This window comes from Flagellimonas aequoris (genome assembly GCF_003584165.1).
Lineage (GTDB): Bacteria > Bacteroidota > Bacteroidia > Flavobacteriales > Flavobacteriaceae > Flagellimonas > Flagellimonas aequoris.
In genome coordinates this window covers 23,303-49,333 of sequence record NZ_QXFJ01000008.1, presented here as the reverse complement: position 1 = coordinate 49,333, position 26,031 = coordinate 23,303, and the positions used below count along the sequence as shown (strand labels likewise).

The following is a 26,031-nucleotide window of genomic DNA, read 5'->3' as shown; positions in this document are numbered from 1 at the left end:
AAACAAATATAACTAAATATTTAGTTTAAACTAATTTTTTAGTTAAAAAGTGAATAAAAAATCCGCCAAGGTATATTCCCCAGCGGATTCTTGTTTAAAATGAAACCGTGACTTTCCCTCGCAAATAAAAGGGTGTTCCCGGTGTAAAATGGATTTCCTCCACAGCCGTTGGTTCATTAAAAAGGCGGCTTTCCGTGGCAAATTGGGTTTCGTTCCATTCCGTGTCGAATAGATTCTCCACAATCAAACCAAACGTCCAATTCCTCAGACTGTAGTTCAAAGTGGCATCGGTAACAAAATATCCTTCCGCTACGATGGAATTGTCCTCATTCGCAGGCCTGTCATCCACATACCGATAGCTGATTCCACCTGAAAACCCTTCATTGTTGTTCCCGAGTGTAACACCTCCCACCATGGTAAAGTCCGGCGCCAATGGGATGTAATCCTCACCTTTTGCTTCTTCGGTACTGCGACCTTGGGTGAAATTAGCGTCGGTGTAGAGGTAAATCCAATCCGAGGGTTGGTACCTGGCCCCCACCTCAATACCCAATCTTCTGGTCTTGCCGCTAGGTTCCACTACCCCAGCATCACCCACGTATACAAATTCCTGATCTAGGAACAAACTCCATAAAGTAGCGTTCAAAACCAATTTGTCCGCTGGTCTAATGATGGTCCCCAAATCGATGCCGTAAGCCGCTGGGAGAATGTCCTTCCCGTTATTGGCCACTACCACCCTGGTATCATTGGAATGGAACCCGATTCCCGTTTTCAAGAAAATCTGGGTATTCTCCGTTGGACTGTAGATGGTATTGAACTTGGGGCTGAAGGCCACTTTTTCATCACTCTGGTTATCATAAACCGTGCTGAGTTTATTCAGATAATCGAACTTGAAATAATCCAACCGAACCGCAGGCTCCAAAGTAAACTTGCCCGATTTAAAGACTGCCCCTGCAAAGCCGTAGGTATTCACTTCATCCACATCGCCGTAGGCCAAACGCTCCAACAGTTCCTGTCGGTTTCTGGTATGCGAGAGTTCCATATCATCCACGTTATCATATCGAAAACCGATACCTGCATTGTACTTAAAACGGAGTTCGCCCAATTGTGCGGAATTGTCTTGGAACACGGTTTTTGCACCCATCAAAATTCGATTTTCCTTTTGCCTGATCTGATCCCCGTTCACTGGATCTTCCAAGAAAAAGGTAAAGTTGGAATAGAGTTCAAAATCATAATGGGACACAAAGGCCATGGTATGTAGCGATTTACCAGTACCTAGATTCTTGTTATGGTCTAGTATGAAATTAGTTCTACTGGTTTGTCCCCCTTCGGTATCATCAATCCCGCCAAAACGACCTATCAATCCTTGGTCAATGGCCCTTTGTGGAATCTGCCCTGATGCATCCCATTTACTGGAAAAATGTGATGCGGTCAACAGCAACTCCTGATCACCGGGCAAGGCATATCGGTACCTACCCATGATATTGAGACGGTTAAAATTTTGGGGGGAATCGAAAGCTCCATCGGTCAAGTACAGTTCCGAAGCCAAATAGGCTGTACTCTTCCCTTGGTCCAACACATTGAACATCCCCATAAACCTTCGGGTATTGAACTGGCCGACTTCTGTGGAAAGCATGCTTTTGTCCAAACGCTTCCGCAATCGGAGGTCCACATACCCCGCCGTGTTGAAATCTCCCTGCTCCATATAATACGGTCCTTTGCCAAAGTTTACGTTTTCAATGGTCTCGGGAATCACAAAGTGAAGATCGGCATAGCCTTGCCCATGGGCATGGGAGACCATGTTTACCGGCATTCCGTCCACACTGATGGCCACATCGGTACCGTGGTCCACATCAAAACCCCGTAAAAAGAGTTGTTCGGCCTTTCCTCCCCCTGCGTGTTGGCCAATGATCAGGCCAGGGACTTTTCTCAGGATTTCCTGTGATGATTTCACGGGATTGGTCTTCACGTCCACATCCACCACCCTGCTCAGGGCATCCACTTTGGCCACCAGCACCACTTGATCTAAAGAAATGGAACCTTCCTTGAGCACAATGGTCACTGGATTGTTCAAATCCGATGGGGTAATCACCTTGGTGAGGGTCTCAAATCCCAATCGGGAAAAATAAATGGTATCGTTTACTGATGTTTGGTCCAAAACAAAATGTCCCGTACCGTCAGAATGGCTATGTTGGCCATTGGTCTTGTTGAAAATGCCCACATCCTCCAATGCTGAGCCAGCTTCATCGACCACTTGTCCTTTTAAATTTTGCGCAGCAATCGTGCCCATGCAAAGCATGGACAGAGCCGCCATAAAATATTTCATGTCGTTGTCTTTAAAAATTGATTTGTAAAAAACTAGTATCTGTCTAGCGCGTTAGAAAAGTTCATTTGAATGTCATGCTGAACAAGTTTCAGCATCTCATAACCAATATCTTTTTCGTAATGTGACCCTGAAACAAGTCCAGGGGGTTTCAGAACTCTTCTGGTAAATCAGCTAAGATTAATTCAGCTGTGTCGGGGAGGTGGTGTGGTCACACCTTCATACCCAACGGAAGTCTTGTTGTAGTACACCCAATGGGTTTTGGTATTCGTGGAAAGTATATGCCCAAATACAATATCCTGTCTTTCAACAAAATGTTTATCAAACTTAAAACTAATGGTGTCTTGTGATTCCTGTTCGTCCTGCTGATTGGCTTGCAACAACTCTTTCAAGGCCTCCAATGCCTCGTGGGAGTGTCCGGCCATGGCTTCCAAGGATGAATAATCCACTTCTTCCTGTTCGGCAAAAAAACTATGGTGGTGCGTCTTTGGCCCCATGAAGTGGGACACCTCATGCAATCCTTCCAACACCAGACCGTTAAAAAGTCCAATGGCATAGAAAGTGCAAAGTAAAGCGCATCCTACCTGTGCAAACCTTGATTTCCGATATGTTTTTGTCGTTTTCAAAACCTATGGGCTATCTTCTTCAAATCTACTTACGAAATTTGAAAGTGAAGGGTTTTAATTTTACTTGTTTGTAACATTTGTGGGCTACATTTGTCTAACAGGAAAAGAAAGCCATGGACATTGCCTTGTTGATTTTGGGATTTCTGTTGATGCTGGTCGGCATTTTGGGCAGTTTTTTGCCCGTGTTACCCGGACCACCCATTAGTTGGGTTGGGTTGCTCCTCCTCTATTTGACCCAAGCCGTTCCTGATAATTGGTGGGTGCTTGGCGTTACCTTTGTAATAGCCATTACCATTACTATTTTGGATTATGTAATCCCTGCCATGGGTACCAAACGCTTTGGGGGAAGCAAGGCCGGCATGTGGGGTACCATTATAGGCCTACTTGTTGCCATTTTTGTCCCTCTATTCGGTCCTTTCGGGATTATCATCTGGCCCTTTATTGGAGCTTTAGTAGGCGAGTTGTTGAACAAGGCCAATCAAAAAACCGCCCTGAAGGCGGCTTTTGGTTCTTTTTTGGGCTTTTTAACGGGTACCTTTATGAAACTGGTTTTGACCGTCATGTATGCCATTTTCTATGTCTACATTGCCGTAAAATACGCCAGCGAACTCTTTACCTTTAGTTAGTCCAACCACTCTACTTTTTCAGCAATGGGCGTACGGCTCGATGGTTCCACTTCGCCATCATAGTAACCCATGTATAGAAATCCAAGACATTTTTCACCTTCGTTCAGATCAAAGAATTCACCCATAAACTTAATCAATCCTGGGGAAGCCCAATAACAGCCGATTCCCAGTTCGGTACAGCACAACCACATGTTTTGCACAGCCATGGCCGTAGCTGCAATTTCTTCCCATTCGGGCAGACTTTCCATAGGATCCCGTTGCATGCAAATGGCAATCGCAGCAGCGGAACGAACCGCATTGTCTTCCAATTTTGCAATGGTGACCTGCTTCGGTTTAGAATCCACTGCCTGATATTTTTGGGAAAGGAAGGCACCCATTTCATTCTTTTTCTTGCCTGTCAACACCTTAAAGCGCCAAGGCTCCGTTTTCTTATGGGTCGGGGCCCAATTGGCGGCCTCCACAATTTTCTCCAACGTTTCCTTGGAAATAGGTTTATCGTTGTATTGAACAGGAAAAATGCTCCTTCTTTTCGCTATAAGATCAAAAATCATACTTATTAAAATTAAATAGTAAATAATATGTCAGTTCGAGTTTTTCCTTTAGAAAAAGTATCAAAAACTGAATTTGTCCGTAATTCTCGATACTATTTTCTTCATTTCACTTCAAAAATCACTCGAATTGACAAATTCAAAGGTACTGCCCAAAAACATGTTGTCATAATTTCAAGAGCAAATCCATACAGTTTTTTAACGCAGGATTGCGATTGTCAGCTTTCCATACCATTGACAATACTGCCCTTTGCCTGATCTGTTTCATCTCGATGAACTTTACCTCCATCTGAAATCCATGTTGCAATGTGGTGGGCACAATGGCAATACCCAATTTGTTCTCCACCAACTTAAAAATGGTCTGTGCATGAACTGATTTATGGGACACTTTCGGCACAAAACCACTGTCCTCACAAATACTCAACACCGTATCGTAATACTCAGGGCTGTAATCTTGGGCGAAGAGTATAAAATCCTCATGAACCAATTGATCAATACTCTTAAAGTTTTTGTCATCAATAAGGTGGTCTTTTGGTAACACCAATGAAAAAGTATCTTCAAAGACGGGTTTTACTTCCAAACCTTTTGGCACTCGCGACATCCGAACAAAACCCAGATCCAGCCGATCGGAAAGAATGGCATTGATCTGTGCCCGGTTGGACAATTCTTCCAAAGTAGTGTGCACCAAGGGGTATTTTTCCTTCAATCCTACTAAAAGTTCAGGAACCACGTTCTGCATGGCCGATCCCAAAAATCCGATCCGTACTTCACCCATATGACCATGACCGATCAGTTTCAATTGTTTTTTGGTCTGGTCCAGATGGTTCAGGATGAATTCCACTTCCTTTTTCAAAAACTCCCCGGCCGGGGTCAAACGTACCTTCTTTTTATCCCTCACAAAAAGTTGGGTCTGTAAGATTTCTTCCATCTGCTTGATTTGGGTACTCAATCCTGGCTGAGAAATGAAGAGCTTTTCTGCAGCTTTTCTATAGTGCAATTCTTCAGCTACAGCCAAAAAGTAGATGAAATGTCGGAGTTCTATTTGATAATTCATACTTATTAAATAATACAAAAATAAGTATTGGTAATTATCATATGCAAGTGCTAATTTTATATCAAAAGATATCCCATGTCGCACATCAAGACATTTCAATATGGTGAGGACCACCTGACTGCTGGCTTGGCACTTGGTCTGGCAGATGGCACCGTAAAAGGAATTTTATCCGACACCTGCCTCAAAAAAGTCAACACCAGCCACCAAAGGGTACAACGCATTGTGGAAAAAGGCCATACGGTCTATGGAATCAACACCGGTTTTGGCCCCTTGTGCAACACCAAAATTTCGAAGGAAGACACCAAAATCCTTCAATCCAACATACTTCAGAGCCATAGTGTGGGAGTAGGTACACCCATTGCCAACCAATTGGCCAAGATCATGCTGATCCTAAAGATCCATGCTTTGGCCAAAGGCTTTTCGGGCATTGCTGAAACCACTTTACAACGCATGTTGTGGCATTTGGAACATGATGCGATTCCAGTGGTTCCCAGTCAGGGTTCAGTAGGGGCTTCGGGCGATTTGGCTCCGCTGTCCCATTTGTTCCTCCCCTTGATTGGGTTGGGCAAAGTGGAATACCAAGGAAAGACCATCACAACCCAAGAGCTTTTCCAAAAGACTGGATTACAACCTTTGGAATTGGGACCCAAAGAAGGATTGGCCTTGATCAACGGCACACAATTCATTGCCGCCCACGGGGTAGTAGTGCTTCATAAACTACAGCATTGCCTAAAACATGCCGACATCATCGGCACCATGATGATCGAGGGGCTTCAAGGATCTTTGAAACCGTTTTACGAGGAACTGCACCAACTCCGTCCTTTTAAAGGTAACCAACATGTGGCGGGCAGGATCCGTACCTTGCTCCAAGGTTCCGAAATATTAGAAGACCACATCGATTGTGAACGGGTACAGGACCCCTACTCCCTTCGCTGTATTCCACAGGTGCATGGAGCATCACGAAATACATGGTTGCATCTAAAAGAATTGTTAGAAATTGAACTGAATTCCGTAACCGACAACCCTGTCATCATTGATGACGAACTCACCATAAGCGGGGGGAATTTTCACGGTCAGCCTTTGGCCATGGCTTTGGATTATGCCGCTTTGGCCGCATCGGAAATAGGGAATATTTCAGACCGTCGCATTTACTTGGCACTGGAAGGGAATAGTCCAGGAGTTCCCAAGTTGTTGATGAAGGACACCGGCATCAATTCCGGCTATATGATCCTGCAATACACTTCGGCCGCTTTGGCCAGTGAAAATAAGAGCCTATGTTTCCCTGCCAGTGCAGATAGCATCCCCACATCCTTGGGACAAGAGGACCATGTGAGCATGGGTTCCATCAGTGGACGAAAGGCCCTGCAAATCATTGAAAACGTTGAAAAAATATTGGCCATTGAACTGTTGACGGCTGCCCAAGCCTTTGAGTACCGCAAACCTTTAAAATCAGGGATTGTGTTGGACGAAATCCATACCTTCCTAAGAACCAAAGTCGCTTTTGCCGAGCACGATAGAGTATTTGCCAATGATATCGAGAAAGGAATCGAAATCATCCAAAACAACGACATCATTCATTTGGTGGAAGATGTAATGCAGGAAAAAAATCTGCATTGGAACACGCCCCACCTGGAAGCATTTGAAATCTATTAGTATGAAACCACTTTTGATCGGACCTTTTTCCCAATTGTTGCCCATGACAGGTTTGCCCTTGAAAGGGGCTTTGAAGGATGAACAATTGCTCCTAATTGAAAACGGGGGCATTGTGGTTTCCGAAGGAAAAATATTGGTCATCGGCATTTTTGATGACTTGAAATCGAACGAAGTCGACATCCATCACATAGAAGGCAAGACCGTTTGCCTCCCCGGATTTGTAGACTCCCACACCCATATCTGCTTCGCAGGAAATCGCGCTCGGGATTACGCGTTCAGAAATGCCGGAAAGTCCTATTTGGAAATTGCCAAGGCAGGTGGAGGCATTTGGGACACGGTGACCCAAACCCGAAAAGCGATCCAAGAGGAATTGGTTACGGGAATCGTTTCCAGAAGCAAAACACACCTTCGGAACGGCATTACCACCATTGAAGTGAAAAGTGGGTATGGCCTTTCTGTGGAAGAGGAACTGAAAATGCTTCGAGCTATTAAACAGGCCAATGAAAAGGTAGGGGCCACCTTGGTGCCGACTTGCTTGGCAGCCCATATGAAACCCAAAGATTGGAATCATCAGACGGAATATCTTGAAGAAATAAGCGCAACCCTGTTTCCCTTCCTAAAAGCTGAAAACCTAGCCTATCGCATCGATGCCTTTGTGGAAGAGAGTGCTTTTTCCCCCGAAGAAATCAAACCCTATTTCCAAAAAGCAAAAGCTATGGGATTTGATATTACTGTGCATGCCGATCAGTTTACCACAGGAGGAAGTCAGGTTGCGGTTGATTTTGGAGCGATAAGCGCCGACCATTTGGAAGCCAGCACCGAAAAGGAAATACAGCTTTTGGCAAAAAGCGATACCATCGCCACTGCATTGCCCGGCGCTACGCTTGGTTTGGGTTGTGCCTACACCCCGGCCCGAAGAATTTTGGATGCCGGCGGGGCATTGTCCATCGCCAGCGACCACAACCCAGGCTCCGCCCCCATGGGTAACCTGTTGACCCAGTCCAGCATCTTGGGTACGTTCGAAAAACTGTCCAACACTGAAGTTTTGGCTGGTATCACGTTTAGGGCTGCTGCTGCATTACGTTTATCAGATAGAGGAAAATTGGAACCAGGAACTTGGGCTGATTTCGCCATTTTCCCAACGGATAATTACCAAGAAATCACTTATTACCAAGGGCAAATGAAACCCAGTGAAGTCTGGAAAAAAGGAGAACCCATCCATCAAAACGATTGAGCATGACCACAACATTAACCGATTTTCAAGTACAGATATTACAGGGAATCCCAGAACAGCTTCCTGCAAAAAGGCCCTATCCCCAAAACGGGAGCCCGGCACCAAAACGGAAAGATATCCTCTCCAAAGAAGAGAAGAAATTGGCGGTGCAAAATGCGCTGCGTTATTTTCCGAAAAAATGGCATGCGGAACTCGCCCATGAATTCGCCGATGAGCTAAAAACGTATGGAAGGATCTACATGTACCGCTTTAAACCGGAGTATGATATGTATGCCCGGCCTATTTCGGAATATCCTGCCAAAACCCATCAGGCGGCGGCCATTATGCTGATGATCCAGAACAATTTGAACCCAGCGGTGGCACAACATCCAGAAGAACTCATCACCTATGGAGGCAATGGGGCCGTTTTTCAAAATTGGGCGCAATACCTGTTGACCATGAAATATTTGGCGACCATGACGGAGGAACAAACCCTGCACATGTACTCCGGGCATCCGATGGGATTGTTCCCTTCATCCAAGGAAGCCCCTAGGGTGGTGGTCACCAATGGGATGATGATCCCCAACTATTCCAAACCTGATGACTGGGAAAAATTCAACGCCCTGGGTGTTACCCAATACGGACAGATGACTGCCGGCTCCTACATGTACATAGGTCCGCAGGGCATTGTGCACGGAACAGCCATTACTGTGATGAACGCTTTCCGAAAAGTGCTGGACAAAAAGGATTCCCCAAAGGGGAAAGTGTTCCTGACCGCAGGATTGGGCGGCATGAGCGGAGCGCAACCCAAAGCTGGCAACATTGCCGGCTGCATTACTGTTTGTGCCGAAGTGAATCCAGAAGCGGCCAAAAAAAGGCACGAACAAGGTTGGGTGGATGAACTTTTGGTAGATTTAAATTTATTGATGGTAAGGGTAAAAGAGGCCGTTGCCAAACAAGAAACCGTATCCTTGGCCTACATTGGCAATGTGGTGGATGTTTGGGAGCATTTTTACGAAGAGAACATTTTTGTACATCTAGGTTCCGATCAGACTTCCTTGCACAATCCTTGGGCAGGTGGATATTATCCCGTTGGGCTTTCGTTTGAAGAAGCGAATGTCTTGATGGTCGAAAATCCCGAAGCGTTCAAGGAAAAAGTACAGGAATCCCTCCGTAGACAAATCAACGCCATCAACAAACACACGGCCAAAGGCACCTACTTTTTTGATTATGGGAATGCCTTTTTGTTGGAAGTTTCCCGTGCCGGTGGCAATGTGATGGCGGAGAACAACATCGATTTTAGATACCCTTCCTATGTACAGGATATTTTAGGGCCCATGTGTTTTGATTATGGCTTTGGACCGTTCAGGTGGGTATGTACTTCGGGCAATCCAAAAGACCTTCAAAAAACCGATGCCATTGCATTGGCGGTCATGAGAGAAATCAAGGCCGAGACACCTGAAGAAATCCAACAACAGATGCAGGACAACATCAAATGGATCTCCGAAGCGGAGCAGAACAAATTGGTGGTGGGTTCACAGGCCCGTATCCTTTATGCCGATGCCGAAGGACGAAGCAAGATTGCCGATGCCTTCAATACGGCCATTGCCAAAGGCGAAATCAGCGCACCCGTGGTTTTGGGTCGCGATCATCACGACGTAAGCGGAACCGATTCCCCTTTTCGGGAGACCAGCAATATTTACGATGGCAGCAAGTTCACCGCGGACATGGCCATCCACAATGTAATCGGTGACAGCTTTAGGGGTGCTACCTGGGTATCCATCCACAATGGTGGTGGTGTAGGTTGGGGTGAAGTCATCAACGGGGGCTTTGGCATGGTGCTCGATGGTTCCGAAGAAGCTTCCAACCGCTTGAAAAAGATGTTGTTCTACGATGTGAACAATGGTATATCCCGAAGAAGTTGGGCCAGAAACAAAGAAGCCTTGTTTGCCATTCAACGAGAAATGGACCGCACTCCAAATTTAAGGGTAACTTTGCCAAATCTGGTGGAACCGAATATACTGGACGACCTTTTTTAATGTGATGAAACACTACGAACCCCCAAAAAAGAACCTCTGGACAGGACGCCTTTCCAACAAGTGGCTGTACCTCCACGAAAAAGTGCATTGCACTCCATTGACCGAAATTCCCGAAGCCCAGAAAAAATCCATTGCCCTATTGGGCTATGCCTGTGATGCTGGGGTGCACCGTAATCAAGGTAGGGTCGGCGCGGTCGATGGTCCGGATGCCATAAAAAGTAGCTTTGGAAAAATGCCCAACCATTTGGCCAGTCATGTTTTGTTGCATGATGTTGGTTCCATCACCTGCTCCAATAGCGATATGGAAGCGTCCCAAGACCAACTTGCCGAAGCCGTTGCCACTCTTTTGGAGAAAAAGCAATTTCCTATTGTGCTGGGTGGCGGACACGATATGGCCTATGGACATTATTGTGGCATCAAAAAGTATCTGGATGGAAAAAAAGAAGGCCAGACCATCGGCATCATTAATTTTGATGCCCATTTCGATCTTCGGAAAAATACGGAACAGAGCAATTCGGGCACCCCATTTTATCAGATTGCCCAAGATTGTCAAAAAGAAGGTATCGATTTTAATTACCTCTGCCTCGGTATCCGAAAAGATGCCAATGACCGCAATCTTTTTCAAACCGCCCGGGATCTGGATGTTACTTATGTCATGAACGACACCTTTCAAGTTCCACTGTTACAAGAAATCAACACTTGGATCAATGCCTTTGCCAAAAACGTAGACTATGTGTATGTGACCATTGATCTTGACGGGTTTTCCTCGGCGTTTGCACCAGGGGTCAGTGCTGCTTCACCAATGGGTTTTACCCCGCACATTGTTTTGGAATGCCTAAAGACCATTATGTCCACCGGTAAACTGATCAGTTTGGATATTGCCGAGATGAACCCTAAGTATGATATTGATGGGCAAACAGCCAAACTGGCCGCTTCTTTGGTGCACCATGTAGCGCATACGGTTTCAGGGAGTTGACATTACCTCGAATCGTCATTCTGAGATTTCTCACACTCTACCGATACTTAATCGGTATTCGGTTCGAAATGACAATAAGGAAATCTATGATTCCAGAACAAAAACAATAAAAAGAGTAACACGTCATTTCGAAATGAGGAGCTTAGCTACGATTGAGAAATCCAATTGTCATTCTGAACAGAGTGAAGAATCTAATGCAAGGAATGGTTTGACACGAATGGCACTAATTCCCGCTAATCTACAGATGTCACCTCGAGCGCAGTCGAGAGGTCTTACTGTCTAGGTCTCGACTGCGCTCGACCTGGCAACTTTTATAATCTATTTGGAAAAGATTCCGCTCCAGAGCGGAATTTGTTCAACCACCAATTTTGAACTAAGTTCAAAATTGGGTTTCACAAACAAAAAAAGCCTTCCAAATGGAAAGCCTTTCATTGGCAAGCATCGCTTCGATGCTTCAACCTGATTCCAATCGCTGGGATTGAAATCCAACACAACAGGACAAAGATAGTAAAGGTTTTGGATTCACCAATTTGTTTCCATCAGAATAAAATGGATATCAAACAGCCTTGATGACATAAGTGACCACTCCCCAAATCAATAAATCACTGTCCTTGGAGACTTTTATGGGTTTGTAATTTTCATTTTCGGGCATCAATGTCATGGCATTCTTTTCAATATGCAATCGTTTTACCGTGAACTCTCCATCCAAAAAGCAAACGGCTATTTTGCCATGCTCCGCCTCCAAGCTCCGGTCTATCACCAAAAGATCCCCATCATCGAGCCCAGCCCCGATCATCGATTTTCCACTCACCCTTGCATAGAAGGTTGCCTCCTTGTTTTTGATGAGTGTTTGATCAAGACTGATTCGCTTTTCCTTAAAATCATCTGCTGGTGAAGGAAATCCTGCAGAAACGGCATTGTTGGACAGAGGAACGTCCATTTCCCCTTTCTCATCTGGAGAAAAAAAATTAAGTGATTCCGTATTCATCGGTTTTTTAGGGGTCATTTCACCGTAATAATTTCATTGATGTTTGTCGTGTACCTTGGCGAAAGGTGTTCTTGGCGCATCTTCCAGGTTCTTTCCAAATCTTGGTTGGCAATCTTCATCTTATAACCCCCATATTTATCATTGATACCATCCATCACCTCCATGATTTTATGGTGTTTTGGATTTTCGGACAGAAACAAATCCAATTGCCTTTCATTGGTAGGTACCAAACCCGATACGATCACCCCGGCCCTCTTGTATTTGATTCCTGGCCTAAATATGGAAATTGCAGCCTTAACTGCATAGCTGCTTATGGTCAAGCTCGAATCCGTGGCGTATGGCAATGTAACGATAACACTGCTTCTGTCCTGTGGTTCGTCCTTTTTATGTCTGTCGCTTCGCAAAAGCACCACAATATGGTTGCAACTACTGCCCTGGTTCCGCAATTTTTCGGCACAGCTGCTGGCAAAGGTGGAGATACGCTCTTTGATATTTTCGATATCGGAATATGTGCTCTCAAAACTTCTTGTGGTGGCAATGGCCCTTTTGTCCCGGGTATCATCATCCAAATCCAATGTTGGGATGCCCTGTAAATCCTTTTTCAACCTCAACCCTATGATTGCCATTTGTTTTCTCACCCATTCATCTGATAATTGGGTAAAGTCATAGGCGGTTTTTACATTTTGGGTCTGTACCCGTTTCAAATTTCCGTGCCCAATCCCCCAAACCGTCTCGATCTTGGTCCATTTTAGTGCTTTTATGCGTCTTTCTTCGGATTGGATCACATATACTCCCCCTGTTTTGGCCCTCAACTTTTTGGCAATTTTATTGGCAACCTTTGCCAAGGCTTTTGTGGGTGCTATTCCTATGCTGATGGGAATGCCCGTGCATTTTTGAACGGTCCGTTGGATTTCCCTTCCGTACGCATCAAAATCATAATTCTTGAAACCATCAAACTTTAAAAAAGCCTCATCCACACTATACACCTCCATGTCGGGTGTGAATGTGCCCAAAATGTTCATCACCCGCGTACTCATGTCACCATACAAGGGATAATTGGAGGAAAACACCTTGATGCCATGGTCCTCACAAAACTTTCGGTATTTGAAGGCAGGGGCGGCCATGGGCAGGCCCAATTCTTTGGCCTCATCACTTCGCGAGATGAAACAGCCATCATTATTGGACAAAATGGCCACGGGGACATTGTTGAACTGAGGTTGAAAGGCCCGTTCACAAGAAGCATAGAAGTTATTACAATCCACCAAGGCAAACATGCTCCAAAGTACTCGATTTTTCCTAAATTACATAGGAAATTTGTTGTAATGAAGATACGAATCAAAGGCAATTCGGTGCGTTTTCGACTGACCCAGAGTGAAGTGAAACAGTTATCCGAAACCGGATCGGTACAAGAGACCACCGAATTTGGCGCACAAACTTTTCAATATCGGGTACAGTTGATGAAAGGGATACAAAATCTAGAAGCATCCTACACCCAAAACGAAATAGTGTTATCCATCCCTGAAACGGACGGCAAGGATTGGTTCCAGAAGGAAATCGTTGGTTTTGAACATGAAATGCCCCTTCCTGAAGGGAAAAAACTCCATCTACTCGTGGAAAAAGACTTTGCCTGCCTAGAGAATACTTCCGAAGACCAATCTGACAATTACCCCAACCCAAAATTGCAATGCTAAGCCAAACCCATGGATAAAGACATCAAACGGAACGTTTCACTGACCGGTGATATCCAATTTACTGGATTGCGCCTTAAGGAACCCATGCATACCGCCGCTGGACTTTTGGGGGTGACGGAAGCACTTCGGCATAGTTTTAAGGAGATGGGCATTGCCAAATCCATAAAGGCCTTGCTTGAAATGAACCAAGAGGACGGGTTTCGATGTCCGAGTTGTGCTTGGCCGGTGCCAGAACATCCTTCCAAAATTGCCGAATATTGTGAAAATGGTGCCAAGGCCTTGGCAGATGAAGCCACCAAGGAGCATATTGGGACAGATTTCTTTGCCCAACATTCCGTGGAAGAATTATCCCAGCTCTCGGATTACGAACTGAACAAATTAGGACGGGTCGTGGAACCTTTGGTACTGAAACCAAACAGTCTGCATTATGAACCGATTGCGTGGCAAGAGGCTTTTGAGCTGATTTCCGATGAGCTGCACCAACTCAACGATCCCAATGAGGCCATTTTTTATACTTCCGGAAGATCCAGCAACGAGGCAGCCTTTCTTTACGGCATGTTCGCGCGAGCCTTTGGCACCAACAACATGCCGGATTGCTCTAATATGTGCCACGAATCATCAGGTGTGGCCCTTTCCGAAACCTTGGGTATTGGCAAAGGCTCCGTGACCTTGGATGACCTTTACGGCGCAGAAGTCATTTTGGTGGTGGGGCAAAATCCCGGTACCAACCATCCCAGAATGCTATCGGCACTAGAAAAATGCAAACGAAACGGAGGGAAAATTGTCAGCATCAATCCTTTGGCCGAAACCGGTTTGGTTCATTTTAAAAATCCGCAGAGCGTATCGGATATGTTGGGAAGCGGACAAGCGATGGCCGACATCCATTTGCCTGTTAAGATCAATGAGGATATTGCTTTAGCCAAACTTATTCTGAAAAAATTGGTCGCCTTGGATGCTAAAAATTCGAATGTTCTAGATCATGAATTCATCGTGGACCATGTGGATGGATATGATGCCCTTTTACAGGATTTGGCAAGATATGACATGGAGTCCTTGCAGCGCAGAACCGGGGTTTCCATGCGAAAAATTGACCATGTAGTGCAATTATTGACGGCAAATTCGAGAATCATTGTTTGCTGGGCCATGGGGCTCACCCAACACAAAAATGCAGTGCAGTGCATTCAGGAATACGTAAACATTCTGTTATTGAAGGGTGCCATTGGAAAACCCTTTGCAGGAACTTGCCCAGTTCGAGGACACAGTAATGTGCAGGGCGATCGCTCGGTAGGTATCATGCACTACGTGAACAAAACCTTGAACGAAAAAATACGAGAACACCTTCAATTTGAACCACCCACCGAACCGGGATACGACACGGTAAATGCTATTAAGGCCATGCACGATGGCAACGCAAAAGTCTTTATATGTTTGGGAGGCAACTTCTTGATGGCCGCATCGGACACCCAATACACGGCCAAAGCCCTGCAAAATTGCAGTTTGACCGTGCAGGTCAGCACCAAACTGAACCGGAGCCATTTGGTCTCTGGAAAAACTGCCCTGCTTTTACCCACTTTTGGTCGTTCCGAAAAAGACGAAAAGAACGGTTCCTTTCAATTTTTGACCATGGAAAGCAGTACGGGCAAGGTGCGCCAAAGCAAGGGATTGTTGAAACCAGCTTCGGAACACATCAAAAGTGAACCTGAAATCATTGCCTTATTGGCCCACACCTATTTTCGGGGCAACCATCCTGTGGATTGGTTTACCATGGGACAGGATTATAATCTCATCCGAAGTTACATAGACAAAGTGGTGAAGGGTTTTGACAATACCAGTGAACGTTCCAAAGGTTTTGGCTATTACCTGCCCAACAATGTGAGGGAGCGAGATTTCCGGATGTTGCCCAACGGAAAGGCACAACTCACCTTCAACACCTTGCCGGACCATCAGCTCAAAAAGGATGAATTATTGTTGATGACGATTCGGTCACACGACCAATTCAATACCACCATTTACGGTTTGAACGATCGTTATCGGGGCATCCACAATGAACGCCGGGTTGTTTTTATGAATCAGGAGGATATGGACAAAAGAAAATTGCAAAAACTGGATGTAGTCAACCTGCACAGCCTTTACGATGGCATCAAACGCACCGCTGAACAATTTTTGGTCGTCCCTTACGACATTCCCAAAGGGAACATGGCGGCCTATTTTCCGGAAACAAACATGTTGGTTCCGTATAACCATTTTGCGGACAAGAGTCACACCCCTATCAGTAAATCGATCAAGGTTACTGTGGAGAAAATAGCCTAACCTGTTATTTGAAAGCCGGAATTCCAGTAATGTCAGCCCCTGTAATCAATAGGTGGATGTCGTGGGTACCTTCGTAAGTGATCACGCTTTCAAGGTTCATCATATGGCGCATGATGCTATATTCGCCTGTGATGCCCATACCGCCCAACATCTGTCTTGCTTCGCGGGCAATCTTGATGGCCATTTCCACATTGTTCCGCTTGGCCATAGAAATTTGGGCCGTTGTTGCCTTTCCTTCATTCTTTAACTGACCCAATCGAAAAGCCAACAATTGGGCTTTGGTGATTTCCGTAATCATTTCGGCCAATTTTTTCTGCTGCAGTTGAAAGGCTGCGATCGGTTTCCCGAACTGAATGCGTTCCTTGGCATATCGAAGGGCAGTATCATAACAATCCATGGCTGCACCAATGGCTCCCCAAGCAATTCCATATCGAGCGGAATCCAAACATCCTAGCGGGGCACCAAGGCCACTTTTACCGGGAAGAAGATTTTCCTTGGGCACTTTTACGTTATCGAATATCAATTCTCCTGTGGCAGATGCGCGTAACGACCACTTGTTGTGCGTTTCCGGAGTGGAGAAGCCTTCCATTCCACGTTCCACGATCAAACCGTGGATCCTTCCTTCCTCATTCTTGGCCCAGACCACCGCAACATCAGCAAAAGGCGAGTTGGAGATCCAAAGTTTGGCACCGTTCAAAAGGTAATGGTCGCCCATATCCTTGAACTTGGTTTCCATTCCGCCGGGGTTGGACCCATGGTTGGGTTCGGTAAGTCCAAAACAGCCCATCCATTCCCCAGAAGCCAATTTGGGTAAATATTTTTGCCTTTGCTCTTCGGAACCGTAGGCATAAATGGGATACATGACCAAGGAGGATTGTACCGATGCCGTGGAGCGCACCCCACTATCACCACGCTCAATTTCCTGCATGATCAACCCATAACTGATCTGATCTAAACCAGCCCCTCCGTATTGTTCGGGAATGTACGGACCAAAAGCACCGATCTCTGCCAATCCACCAATAATTTGTTTGGGAAATTCGGCCTTTTGGGCAAATTCCTCAATGATGGGGGATATGTCCCTTTTTACCCACTGTCGGGCCGCATCGCGCACCAGTTTGTGTTCTTCGGAAAAAAGATCATCGAGATTGTAGTAATCCGGGGCTTCAAATAGATCGGGCTTCATATATTATCATTTAATATGTCATTCCTGTAAAAGCAGGAATCTTAATTTTATAATGAGGTCCTCATTGTGCTTCGACTGCGCTCAGCACTCATGCGGAGTGTCCGCCAAATATAATAACGAAATATAACATTTCATTTCAGTATTGTTACATTTTTAAATAAAATGCTTCGGTCAGTTTAATGTATGTATCCGTATACTGATGGCGTTCCGTTTCAATGATAAGTTCATCAATCTGCACTTCCCCTTTTTCAAAACCGAACTCCATCAAACTTCTCTTGTATTCCACTTGGGCATTTCCCTTTACCCTTGTGATACATTGGGGATACAATTGATTTCGACTGGCCAAATCCAACATGTTACCTTCTTCCTTAAAGGGAACAATGACCGAAAAACGCCCATGTTCCGAAAGGAGTTTGGCAACACCCTCCATCAATTCATCAAATGGGAGGGAACTGTTCTGTCTAGCTTGGTCTCTCGACACATCACCACTAGCAACTTCTTCTGAGTAAAAAGGAGGATTGGAAACAATAAGATCGTATTCATCCTCGATCTCATCCACAAATTCATCAAAACCCGCATGGTAACAAAACAAACGGTCCGCCCAAGGCGATCCTTCAAAATTGGAAACACATTGTTCATAGGCCGCCTCATCCAATTCAATGGCATCAATGGTTTCTGCAACCGAACGCTGAGCCAATTGGAGTGCAATGAGTCCGGTTCCCGCACCAACATCCAAAATGGTTTCCGGTTGATGGTCCAAAGAGGTCCAAGCACCCAAAAGCACACCGTCCGTACCCACCTTCATGGCGCATCGGTCTTGATAAACCGTGAATTCTTTAAACTGAAATGGCTTACTCATCTATCCTCCCTGGTTCCCGTGTTTCGGAACCTTTCATATTTTTTAGGGAATCCCCCAATCTGTACCTCATTTCATTGGCCAATTTTTCGATTTCGGCAACTACTTCAGGGTGTTGGGCTGCCACATTGGTAACCTCACTAATGTCACTCTCCAAATCGTACAGTTCAATTTCTTTTAAATCGACCATACGATACTCTCCTGGTTGCCCATCCTTGCCAGGTTCCTGTCCGTCCATGGTGCGGTAGCGATGAGGGAAATATAATTTCCATTTGCCGTAGCGCACCCCGAACATTTCATTCACTCGATAATAAAAAAAGTAGGCCTCTTGAACCGGCTCATCCTGTTCCTCGGTCAAAATTTTCCAAACACTTTTGCCATCAATAGTCTGTTTCGGAAGCGAAGCTTGGGTAAGTTCTGCCAGTGTTGGCAATAAATCAATGGCCATCATAGGGACATCAATCACCCTACCCCCTGCTAATTTTTTGGGATATTTGATGATGCAGGGTTCCCGTTGTCCACCTTCCCAAGCCGTACCTTTACCTTCCCGAAGAGGTAAAGCACTTCCTGCGTGATTGCCATACGACAACCAAGGTCCATTATCGGAAGTAAAGATGACCAACGTGTTTTCCTCCAATCCGTTATCTTTTAATGCCTTCATGATCTGGCCCACAGACCAATCGATTTCCATGATTACATCACCATACAAACCTCTTTCCGATTTTCCCTTGAATTTTTCCGAAACAAAAAGTGGGACATGCGGTTGGGGATGGGGCACATACAAAAAGAAGGGCTTATCCTTATTTCTTTTGATAAAATCCACACTACGCTCCGTAATCTGCGTGGTCAACTGGGATTGATCTTCGAGAATACCGATGACTTTTTCGTTTTCATACAATGGAAGATCGGGAAAGTTGAAAATGGTTCCTTGTTGCGGATGTTTCGGCCACATATCATTGGAATACGGAATGCCGAACCATTCATCGAACCCGTGTCTTGTTGGCAAAAATTGTTTGTGATGACCTAAATGCCATTTTCCATAGATTGCCGTAGCATAGCCTTTTTCCTTCAACATTTCGGCGATAGTGGTTTCTGAAGCATTGATCCCATGAGTATTATCAGGACCCAACGCATTGTGGATGCCGATACGATTAGGATAACATCCGGTTAAAATCCCTGCCCTGGAAGCAGAACAGACCGCTTGCGCGGCATAGTAACTGGTCAATTGCAGTCCTTCGGCGGCCATTTGGTCCAGGTTCGGGGTCTTGATGTTCGGGGAGCCAAAAACCCCAACATCTTGATACCCTTGGTCATCAGTAAAGATCAATACAATATTGGGTGGGGTATCGGGTTTTTCAACTTGTGGCTTGTCTTCGACAATAAGGCCCAAACCAAGGAGCATGGCCAAAATAATAAATCGATACATGAAGAAAGGTTTTGATAAATATAGCCAAAAAGCTTATTTACTCACCCAGGTATAGGTCCACCAACCCTTCGGGTGTCTTCACATGGATGGTTTTGTTCTTGCGGTCCACTTTAGTGATGATCTCATCACTGATAGGGATCAGGAGTTCCTTCCCATCCTTTACCGCCTCAAAAAGCTCTTGGGAAGCGTTGTCATTAATGGATTGTATCACGCCGATATTCCCATGCACCTCATCCATCAAGGTAAAACCGATCACCTCGTGAAAATAAAATTTGTCCCCGGACAATGGCGGCAAAAGAGAAAGTGGCAGGAACAATTCACAACCAATGATCTTGTCCGCAGAGGATTCATCCTTCACCTCTTCAAAGTCGATGCGGAGTAGATCGGATTTGTGCAGTCGACAGCGGTCAATAAAAAATGGAACCAGATTGTTTCCCAAAGAAACAAATACTGATTCCATATTTTCGTAGATATCGGGTTCATCGGTGTCCAATTTAACCAACACCTCACCCTTAAAACTATATTTTGAAACGATTTTGCCTAGGTAGAAGCAATCCTCCTTGCGCATCGTTCTTGGATCTTATTCTTCTTCTTTAGAAGCTTCTTCAGCAGCAGGAGCCTCAGCAGTTTCTTCAACTGGAGCCTCTTCGGTAGCTACTTCTGCAGTTTCCTCGGCAACTTCTTCCACTACTTCTTCAACAGGAGCGGCAGCAGCAATCCTTTTTTCATTGGCTTCTTTCTCAGCTTCCAATGCTTTTGCTTTGGCATCGGCATCAGCTTTGCTCAAACCATCTTTTTTAGCTTGGATCTTGTTGGTTTTCTCATCCAACCAAGCGTTGAATTTTTCCTCAACCTGTTCTTCGGTCAATGCTCCTTTACGAACACCGCCCAACAAGTGGTGCTTCAACAAAACTCCTTTATAAGATAGGATGGCTTTGGCCGTGTCAGTAGGTTGTGCTCCATTCTGCAACCATTTTACGGAACTATCTACATCCAAATCGATGGTAGCAGGATTGGTATTGGGGTTATAGGTTCCCAATTTTTCCAAAAATTTACCGTCTCTTTTTGATCTGGAATCTGCGGCAACCACCCAATAAAATGGTTTACCTTTTTTACCGTGTCTCTGAAGTCTGATTCTAACTGGCATATCACATTAATTTGTAGGGTGCCCGACCCTGGTTATTAATTCTTTTATTTTTCAAAATGTCATTTCCGAGAAATCGGAAATCAATCGCTTGTCTGTTAAGCGGGTGCAAATATACGCTTATTTGTTTATTGCCCCTCAAAAAATCCAAAAAAAGTTAAACGTCCTTAACAGATGACAGCAACATCGTTAAACCTATTATAAACCCCTTCAACTATTTGGTATTCTTCGTATTAATGATAAGTTATTTATAGAAGTTGTCGAGAGTCGACAACCAAGAACCTAAATGAAAAATGAAACTATGAAGTATACCGTAGAAATGTCGAACAAATTGAATGAACTTTTGGAAAGAACCTATGATGCCGAAAAAGGTTTTAAACAGGTCGCTGAAAAGGTTGAAAACAAAGCTCTTAAGGATTTTTTCCTGAACAGTGCGAAACAACGATATGATTTTGGCCAAGAACTGAAAGCAGAGATACGCTCATTTGGGCAGGCCCCGGATAAAGGAGGAAGCACCAAAGGGACTTTGCACCGTTCATGGATAGACTTTAAATCAATGGTCGTGGCCAACACGGAAGAAGCCATGCTGGAAGAAGTTCTTCGCGGCGAAAAAGAAGCCATAGCAACTTACAATGATATCTTACAGGACAAGGACTTTGTATTGCCCCCATCTACCGAAGGTTTATTGATGCGCCATCGAAATGCCATTAGGAAGACTTTGGAAACAACCCATATTTTTGAAACCGCAGTTTCATAAACCCAAGTTTCATATTGAAAAAGAAAAGCTGGAGTAACTCCAGCTTTTTTTAGTTGATAAATCGTAAAAACTCTATTTTACCAAAACGGTCTTCTTCCGTATTTTTATCCATTGCTTTTTTGACCCATACCGATAGCCTATGTATTTGATATTTGATACAGAAACCACTGGTTTGCCCAAACGCTGGGACGCCCCCATCACCGATACCGACAACTGGCCCCGTTGTGTGCAGATTGCTTGGCAATTGCACGACGATCTCGGTAATTTGGTGGAGCATCAGGATTTCCTGATCAAGCCCGATGGATTCAACATTCCATACGAGTCGGAGCAAATTCACGGCATTTCCACCGCACTGGCAGAAGAACAGGGTGTTCCTTTGGAAGAGGTATTGGTCAAGTTCAATGAGGCGTTGTCCCGCACCAAATTTGTGGTGGGTCAGAATGTTGATTTCGATGTCAACATCATGGGATGCGAGTTCCACCGTTACCAAGTGGAAAGTTCATTGACCACATTGCCCGTTCTGGACACTTGTACGGAACATACCGCCGAACTTTGTAAGATTCCCGGTGGTCGTGGGGGTAAGTTCAAGCTGCCCACCTTGACCGAACTCCATGAATTCCTTTTCGGGGAACCCTTTGCCGAGGCACACAATGCTACCGCCGACGTAGAGGCCACTACCCGTTGTTTTCTGGAATTGGTCAGAAAAAGACAGTTTACTGCCAACGAACTGGATGTACAACCCGATTATTTTGAGCGATTCTCCGAGGCCAATCCACAAGAGATCGAACTCATCGGCCTAAAGCACATCAACCTAAAAGCGGCATCCAAAAAAATTGCTGATGCCCTTTGGGCAAAAGACACCGGGGAAATTTCCGCAGAGGAAATCCAAGAGAATATCGAGACCTTGGAAGATGCCCCTTTTGCGCACTTGCATAACCATTCCCAGTTTTCGGTACTTCAGTCCACCATCAACATAAAAGATTTGGTAAAGGCCACTGCTGATAATGGCATGCCCGCCGTTGCCCTTACCGACCACGCCAATATGATGGGGGCTTTTCACTTTGTGAAAGAAATCATGGCGCACAACAAGGGGGTTAAGGAACGTAACAAGGAACGGGAGGAAAAAGGTGAAATACCCACAGAACAAGAGATCACCCCGATCGTGGGTTGCGAATTTTATGTCTGCGAGGACCACACCAATAAAAATGTAAAGGATTACGGTTACCAGATTGTGTTGTTGGCAAAGAACAAGAAGGGCTATCACAACCTGGCTAAAATGTCTTCCATCGCTTATACGGATGGGTTCTATTACGTGCCCCGTATCGATAAAAAAATCGTGGAGCAATACAAGGAAAATGTGATTGCCCTTACCGGAAACCTCTATGGGGAAGTGCCCAACAAAATATTGAACGTAGGTGAAAAGCAGGCTGAAGAAGCCCTATTGTGGTGGAAGGAACAATTTGGGGACGACCTATACGTGGAACTCATGCGCCATGGTCAGGAAGATGAGGATCGGGTAAACCAAGTACTGGTGCAACTGGCCAAGGACCATAACGTTAAAATGGTGGCCACCAATAACACCTATTATTGCGCCAAGGAAGATGCCGAGGCCCACGATATTCTCCTTTGTGTGAAGGATGGCGAAAAACGCTCCACCCCTATTGGTCGTGGACGCGGTTACCGCTACGGTTTGCCCAATCAGGAATATTATTTCAAGTCTTCGGACGAGATGAAGGAGATTTTCAAGGATATTCCGGAAGCTATTTTGAACATCCACGAGATTATCGACAAAGTGGAACCTTATGACCTGGCAAGCGACATCCTACTTCCCAAATTCGATATTCCAGAGGAGTTCAAGGTACAGGAAGATGAAGAAGATGGAGGCAAACGTGGGGAAAATGCTTATTTGAGGCATATCACCTACCAAGGTGCCGAAAAACGATATGGTGAGATTTCGCCTGAAATCAGCGAACGTATCGATTTTGAGTTGGAGACCATCAAAAACTCAGGGTACCCCGGTTATTTCTTGATTGTGGAGGACTTTATCCGCGAAGCCCGGAACATGGATGTTTCGGTAGGTCCGGGAAGAGGTTCGGCCGCGGGATCGGTGGTGGCCTATTGTTTGGGCATCACCAACATAGACCCGATGAAGTACGACCTCCTTTTTGAGCGCTTTCTGAATCCGGATAGGGTATCCATGCCCGATATCGATATCGACTTTGATGACGAAGGCCGGGGTCGTGTGATGGAATACGTGATCAACAAGTACGGGTCCAATCAGGTCGCACAGATCATCACGTATGGTACCATGGCCGCGAAATCGTCCATCCGGGATACGGCAAGGGTTTTGGACCTGCCTTTGAGCGATGCGGATCGTATTGCAAAGTTGATCCCCAACATGTCCAAGCTCAACAAGATTTTTGGGGTTGAGGAATCGGATCTGAAGAAAAAATTCCGTCAGGATGAATTTGAAAAGGTCCAAGAACTGCTCAACATTTCCGAAACCGAAGATTTGGAAGGCCAAACGGTGAACATGGCACGCGTGTTGGAAGGATCCTTGCGAAATACGGGCATCCATGCCTGTGGGGTCATCATCACACCCGATGATATCACCAACTTCGTACCTGTTTCCACGGCCAAAGACTCCGACCTCTACGTAACGCAGTTTGATAACTCCGTGGTGGAAAGTGCCGGACTCCTCAAAATGGATTTCTTGGGACTGAAGACCTTGACGTTGATCAAGGACACGGTGAAAATCGTAAAAGCCAGGACCGGGGTCGAACTCATTCCCGACGATTTTCCGTTGGATGACGAGAAGACCTATGAACTGTTCCAGCGAGGTGACACGGTAGGGATATTCCAATACGAATCCCCTGGGATGCAAAAACACATGAAAAACCTGAAACCTACGGTTTTTGATGATCTTATCGCCATGAATGCCCTCTACCGACCTGGGCCCATGGAATACATCCCCAGCTTTATTGCCCGAAAACATGGCGATGAAGAGATTACCTATGACCTCCCCGACATGGAGGAATACCTAAAAGAAACCTATGGTATTACCGTCTACCAGGAGCAGGTGATGTTGCTCTCCCAAAAGTTGGCCGGTTTCTCCAAAGGTGATGCTGACGTACTCCGAAAGGCCATGGGAAAAAAGATATTTGCCCTGCTTCAAAAATTGAAACCCCAGTTTTTGGACGGTGGTGAAAAGAACGGTCACCCAAGGGATGTATTGGAGAAAATCTGGAAGGATTGGGAAGCCTTTGCCTCTTATGCCTTCAACAAGAGTCACTCCACTTGTTATGCGTACATCGCCTACCAGACGGCTTACTTAAAGGCCCACTACCCTGCCGAATATATGGCTGCGGTACTGTCCAACAACATGAACGACATTAAGCAGGTGACCTTCTTTATGGAAGAATGTAAGCGGATGGGACTACAGGTTTTGGGTCCTGATGTGAACGAATCCTACTATAAATTCGCCGTAAACAAGGACAATGCCGTGCGTTTTGGTATGGGTGCCATAAAAGGTGTTGGGCGTTCCGCCGTGGAAACCATTGTGGAAAACCGGAAAAAAGACGGGGCCTACCGTTCCATTTTCGATTTGGCCAAACGGGTGGACCTACGTTCCGCCAACAAAAAGGCATTTGAAAACCTTGCCTTGGCCGGTGGTTTCGATTCCTTTACGGATACACACCGTGCTCAATATTTTCACGATGAGGGTGACGGCATCACCTTTTTGGAAAAGGCCGTCCGGTATGGTTCCAAATACCAAGAGAACGAAAACTCTTCCCAAGTAAGCCTTTTTGGGGATGCCAGCGAAGTACAAATACCCGAACCCATTGTTCCCCCTTGTGAGGAATGGGGTACCATGGAAAAACTGCGAAGGGAAAAAGAGGTAGTGGGCATCTACATTTCGGGGCATCCTTTGGATGATTTCAAAAAAGAAATCACTGCCTTTTGTAATGCCGATGTTTCGGCTTTTTCCAATTTGGAAGGATTTGTGAACCGTGAGCTCTCCGTGGCCGGGGTCATTACCGATGTACAGCACAGGGTATCCAAAAACGGGAAAGGCTGGGGACTTTTCACTTTGGAGGATTATAACGAGTCGTACGAATTCCGGATTTTTGGGGAGGAATACCTCAAATTCCGCCATTTTCTGATGATCAATTCCTTTGTCTACATCAAGGCCTTTGTGCGTGAGGGTTGGGTAAACCGGGATACGGGGAAAAAAGGTGACCCGCGACTTCAGTTCAACGATTTTAAACAGCTACAGGATGTGATGGATGCGTTTGCCAAAAAGTTGACCATCAAACTGGATATTGACCGATTACAGGAACAACGTATCAAGGCATTGAAGGACACCTTGCGATCATACAAAGGTGAACATCCCCTCAATTTTGAGATCTATGAGATGGAAGAGGAAATCAAGCTCAAACTATCCAGCAGAAAACAAAAGGTAAAGATCAATAGCGAACTGTTATCCGAATTGGAAGCGCATGAAATTCATTATCAGCTCAATTGACCATAACAAATACAAATAGCACCATAATGAAAACGAATGCCCTCACCGTAAGGTACATGCACAATAATTGACTAACTTTGCGTAACAAAAAATAAA

General features: G+C 45.3%; 20 protein-coding genes. 9 read left to right on the top strand and 11 right to left on the bottom strand.

The features are described 5' to 3' along the window. Positions 1-94: 94 nt before the first annotated feature. Together D2U88_RS01145 and D2U88_RS01140 are read right to left on the bottom strand one after the other, a co-directional pair. Positions 95-2,323, bottom strand: a complete 2,229-nt coding sequence (locus tag D2U88_RS01145) for a TonB-dependent receptor (RefSeq protein ID WP_119638465.1) — start codon at positions 2,321-2,323, stop codon at positions 95-97. A gap of 182 nt (positions 2,324-2,505) precedes the next feature. Continuing rightward, positions 2,506-2,946, bottom strand: coding sequence for a hypothetical protein (locus D2U88_RS01140; protein WP_147378498.1), 441 nt, complete (start codon positions 2,944-2,946; stop codon positions 2,506-2,508). A 113-nt stretch (positions 2,947-3,059) separates the two neighbouring features. Between D2U88_RS01140 and D2U88_RS01135 the strand changes: the two genes are divergently transcribed. Beyond that, positions 3,060-3,572 carry a DUF456 domain-containing protein gene (locus D2U88_RS01135; RefSeq protein ID WP_119638463.1) on the top strand — a complete coding sequence of 171 codons (513 nt, stop codon included), beginning with the start codon at positions 3,060-3,062 and terminating at the stop codon, positions 3,570-3,572. On the opposite strand, the gene D2U88_RS01130 is transcribed toward D2U88_RS01135, so the two are convergent. Then, the gene (locus D2U88_RS01130) at positions 3,569-4,123 is read right to left on the bottom strand and encodes a nitroreductase family protein (RefSeq protein ID WP_119638462.1); all 555 of its coding nucleotides are present in this window, start codon (positions 4,121-4,123) and stop codon (positions 3,569-3,571) included. The genes D2U88_RS01135 and D2U88_RS01130 overlap by 4 nt on opposite strands. 163 nt (positions 4,124-4,286) lie before the next feature. Continuing rightward, positions 4,287-5,174: a LysR family transcriptional regulator gene (locus tag D2U88_RS01125; protein ID WP_119638461.1), complete on the bottom strand. Its 888-nt coding sequence runs from the start codon at positions 5,172-5,174 to the stop codon at positions 4,287-4,289. Positions 5,175-5,249: 75 nt separating this feature from the next. Here D2U88_RS01125 and hutH point away from each other — a divergent pair, with 75 nt between their 5' ends. From hutH to hutG, 4 genes are read left to right on the top strand one after another with little or no spacing between them, the layout of a single operon-like run. Then, the gene (gene hutH, locus D2U88_RS01120; protein WP_119638460.1) at positions 5,250-6,827 is read left to right on the top strand and encodes a histidine ammonia-lyase; all 1,578 of its coding nucleotides are present in this window, start codon (positions 5,250-5,252) and stop codon (positions 6,825-6,827) included. 1 nt (position 6,828) lies between these two features. Beyond that, the gene (gene hutI / locus D2U88_RS01115; RefSeq protein WP_119638459.1) at positions 6,829-8,061 is read left to right on the top strand and encodes an imidazolonepropionase; all 1,233 of its coding nucleotides are present in this window, start codon (positions 6,829-6,831) and stop codon (positions 8,059-8,061) included. A gap of 2 nt (positions 8,062-8,063) precedes the next feature. Then, positions 8,064-10,079, top strand: a complete 2,016-nt coding sequence (locus D2U88_RS01110; protein WP_119638458.1) for a urocanate hydratase — start codon at positions 8,064-8,066, stop codon at positions 10,077-10,079. Positions 10,080-10,083: 4 nt separating this feature from the next. Further along, entirely contained in the window at positions 10,084-11,055 is a 972-nt protein-coding gene (gene hutG, locus D2U88_RS01105) for a formimidoylglutamase (protein WP_119638457.1), read from the top strand. A 556-nt stretch (positions 11,056-11,611) separates the two neighbouring features. Here hutG and D2U88_RS01100 read toward each other — a convergent pair. Together D2U88_RS01100 and D2U88_RS01095 are read right to left on the bottom strand one after the other, a co-directional pair. After that, positions 11,612-12,043 (bottom strand): LexA family protein, encoded by a 432-nt coding sequence (locus D2U88_RS01100; protein ID WP_235855692.1) that lies wholly within the window; start codon positions 12,041-12,043, stop codon positions 11,612-11,614. A 14-nt stretch (positions 12,044-12,057) separates the two neighbouring features. Beyond that, positions 12,058-13,317, bottom strand: a complete 1,260-nt coding sequence (locus tag D2U88_RS01095; RefSeq protein ID WP_119638455.1) for a Y-family DNA polymerase — start codon at positions 13,315-13,317, stop codon at positions 12,058-12,060. Positions 13,318-13,365: 48 nt separating this feature from the next. On the opposite strand from D2U88_RS01095, the gene D2U88_RS01090 reads away from it, so the two are divergent. Together D2U88_RS01090 and D2U88_RS01085 are read left to right on the top strand one after the other, a co-directional pair. Continuing rightward, positions 13,366-13,734, top strand: a complete 369-nt coding sequence (locus tag D2U88_RS01090) for a DUF7009 family protein (protein WP_119638454.1) — start codon at positions 13,366-13,368, stop codon at positions 13,732-13,734. A gap of 9 nt (positions 13,735-13,743) precedes the next feature. After that, complete coding sequence (locus D2U88_RS01085) at positions 13,744-16,044, top strand: FdhF/YdeP family oxidoreductase (protein ID WP_119638453.1); 2,301 nt, start codon at positions 13,744-13,746, stop codon at positions 16,042-16,044. Positions 16,045-16,048: 4 nt separating this feature from the next. Here the strand turns inward: D2U88_RS01085 and D2U88_RS01080 are convergent, their stop codons facing one another. The 5 genes from D2U88_RS01080 to D2U88_RS01060 form a co-directional block, all read right to left on the bottom strand. Next, on the bottom strand, positions 16,049-17,227 hold the full coding sequence (locus D2U88_RS01080; protein WP_119638452.1) for an acyl-CoA dehydrogenase family protein: 1,179 nt from the start codon (positions 17,225-17,227) through the stop codon (positions 16,049-16,051). Between the two features lie 145 nt (positions 17,228-17,372). Beyond that, positions 17,373-18,086, bottom strand: coding sequence for a tRNA1(Val) (adenine(37)-N6)-methyltransferase (locus tag D2U88_RS01075; protein WP_119638451.1), 714 nt, complete (start codon positions 18,084-18,086; stop codon positions 17,373-17,375). Next, the gene (locus D2U88_RS01070; RefSeq protein WP_119638450.1) at positions 18,079-19,509 is read right to left on the bottom strand and encodes a sulfatase family protein; all 1,431 of its coding nucleotides are present in this window, start codon (positions 19,507-19,509) and stop codon (positions 18,079-18,081) included. The genes D2U88_RS01075 and D2U88_RS01070 overlap by 8 nt, the downstream gene beginning before the upstream one ends. A gap of 37 nt (positions 19,510-19,546) precedes the next feature. Next, positions 19,547-20,077 carry a ribosome maturation factor RimM gene (rimM, locus tag D2U88_RS01065; RefSeq protein ID WP_119638449.1) on the bottom strand — a complete coding sequence of 177 codons (531 nt, stop codon included), beginning with the start codon at positions 20,075-20,077 and terminating at the stop codon, positions 19,547-19,549. 12 nt (positions 20,078-20,089) lie between these two features. Further along, on the bottom strand, positions 20,090-20,656 hold the full coding sequence (locus tag D2U88_RS01060; protein WP_119638448.1) for a 30S ribosomal protein S16: 567 nt from the start codon (positions 20,654-20,656) through the stop codon (positions 20,090-20,092). A 298-nt stretch (positions 20,657-20,954) separates the two neighbouring features. Here D2U88_RS01060 and D2U88_RS01055 point away from each other — a divergent pair, with 298 nt between their 5' ends. Together D2U88_RS01055 and dnaE are read left to right on the top strand one after the other, a co-directional pair. Continuing rightward, complete coding sequence (locus tag D2U88_RS01055; protein ID WP_119638765.1) at positions 20,955-21,410, top strand: ferritin-like domain-containing protein; 456 nt, start codon at positions 20,955-20,957, stop codon at positions 21,408-21,410. Between the two features lie 139 nt (positions 21,411-21,549). Continuing rightward, positions 21,550-25,935: a DNA polymerase III subunit alpha gene (gene dnaE, locus D2U88_RS01050; RefSeq protein WP_119638447.1), complete on the top strand. Its 4,386-nt coding sequence runs from the start codon at positions 21,550-21,552 to the stop codon at positions 25,933-25,935. Positions 25,936-26,031 lie beyond the last annotated feature (96 nt).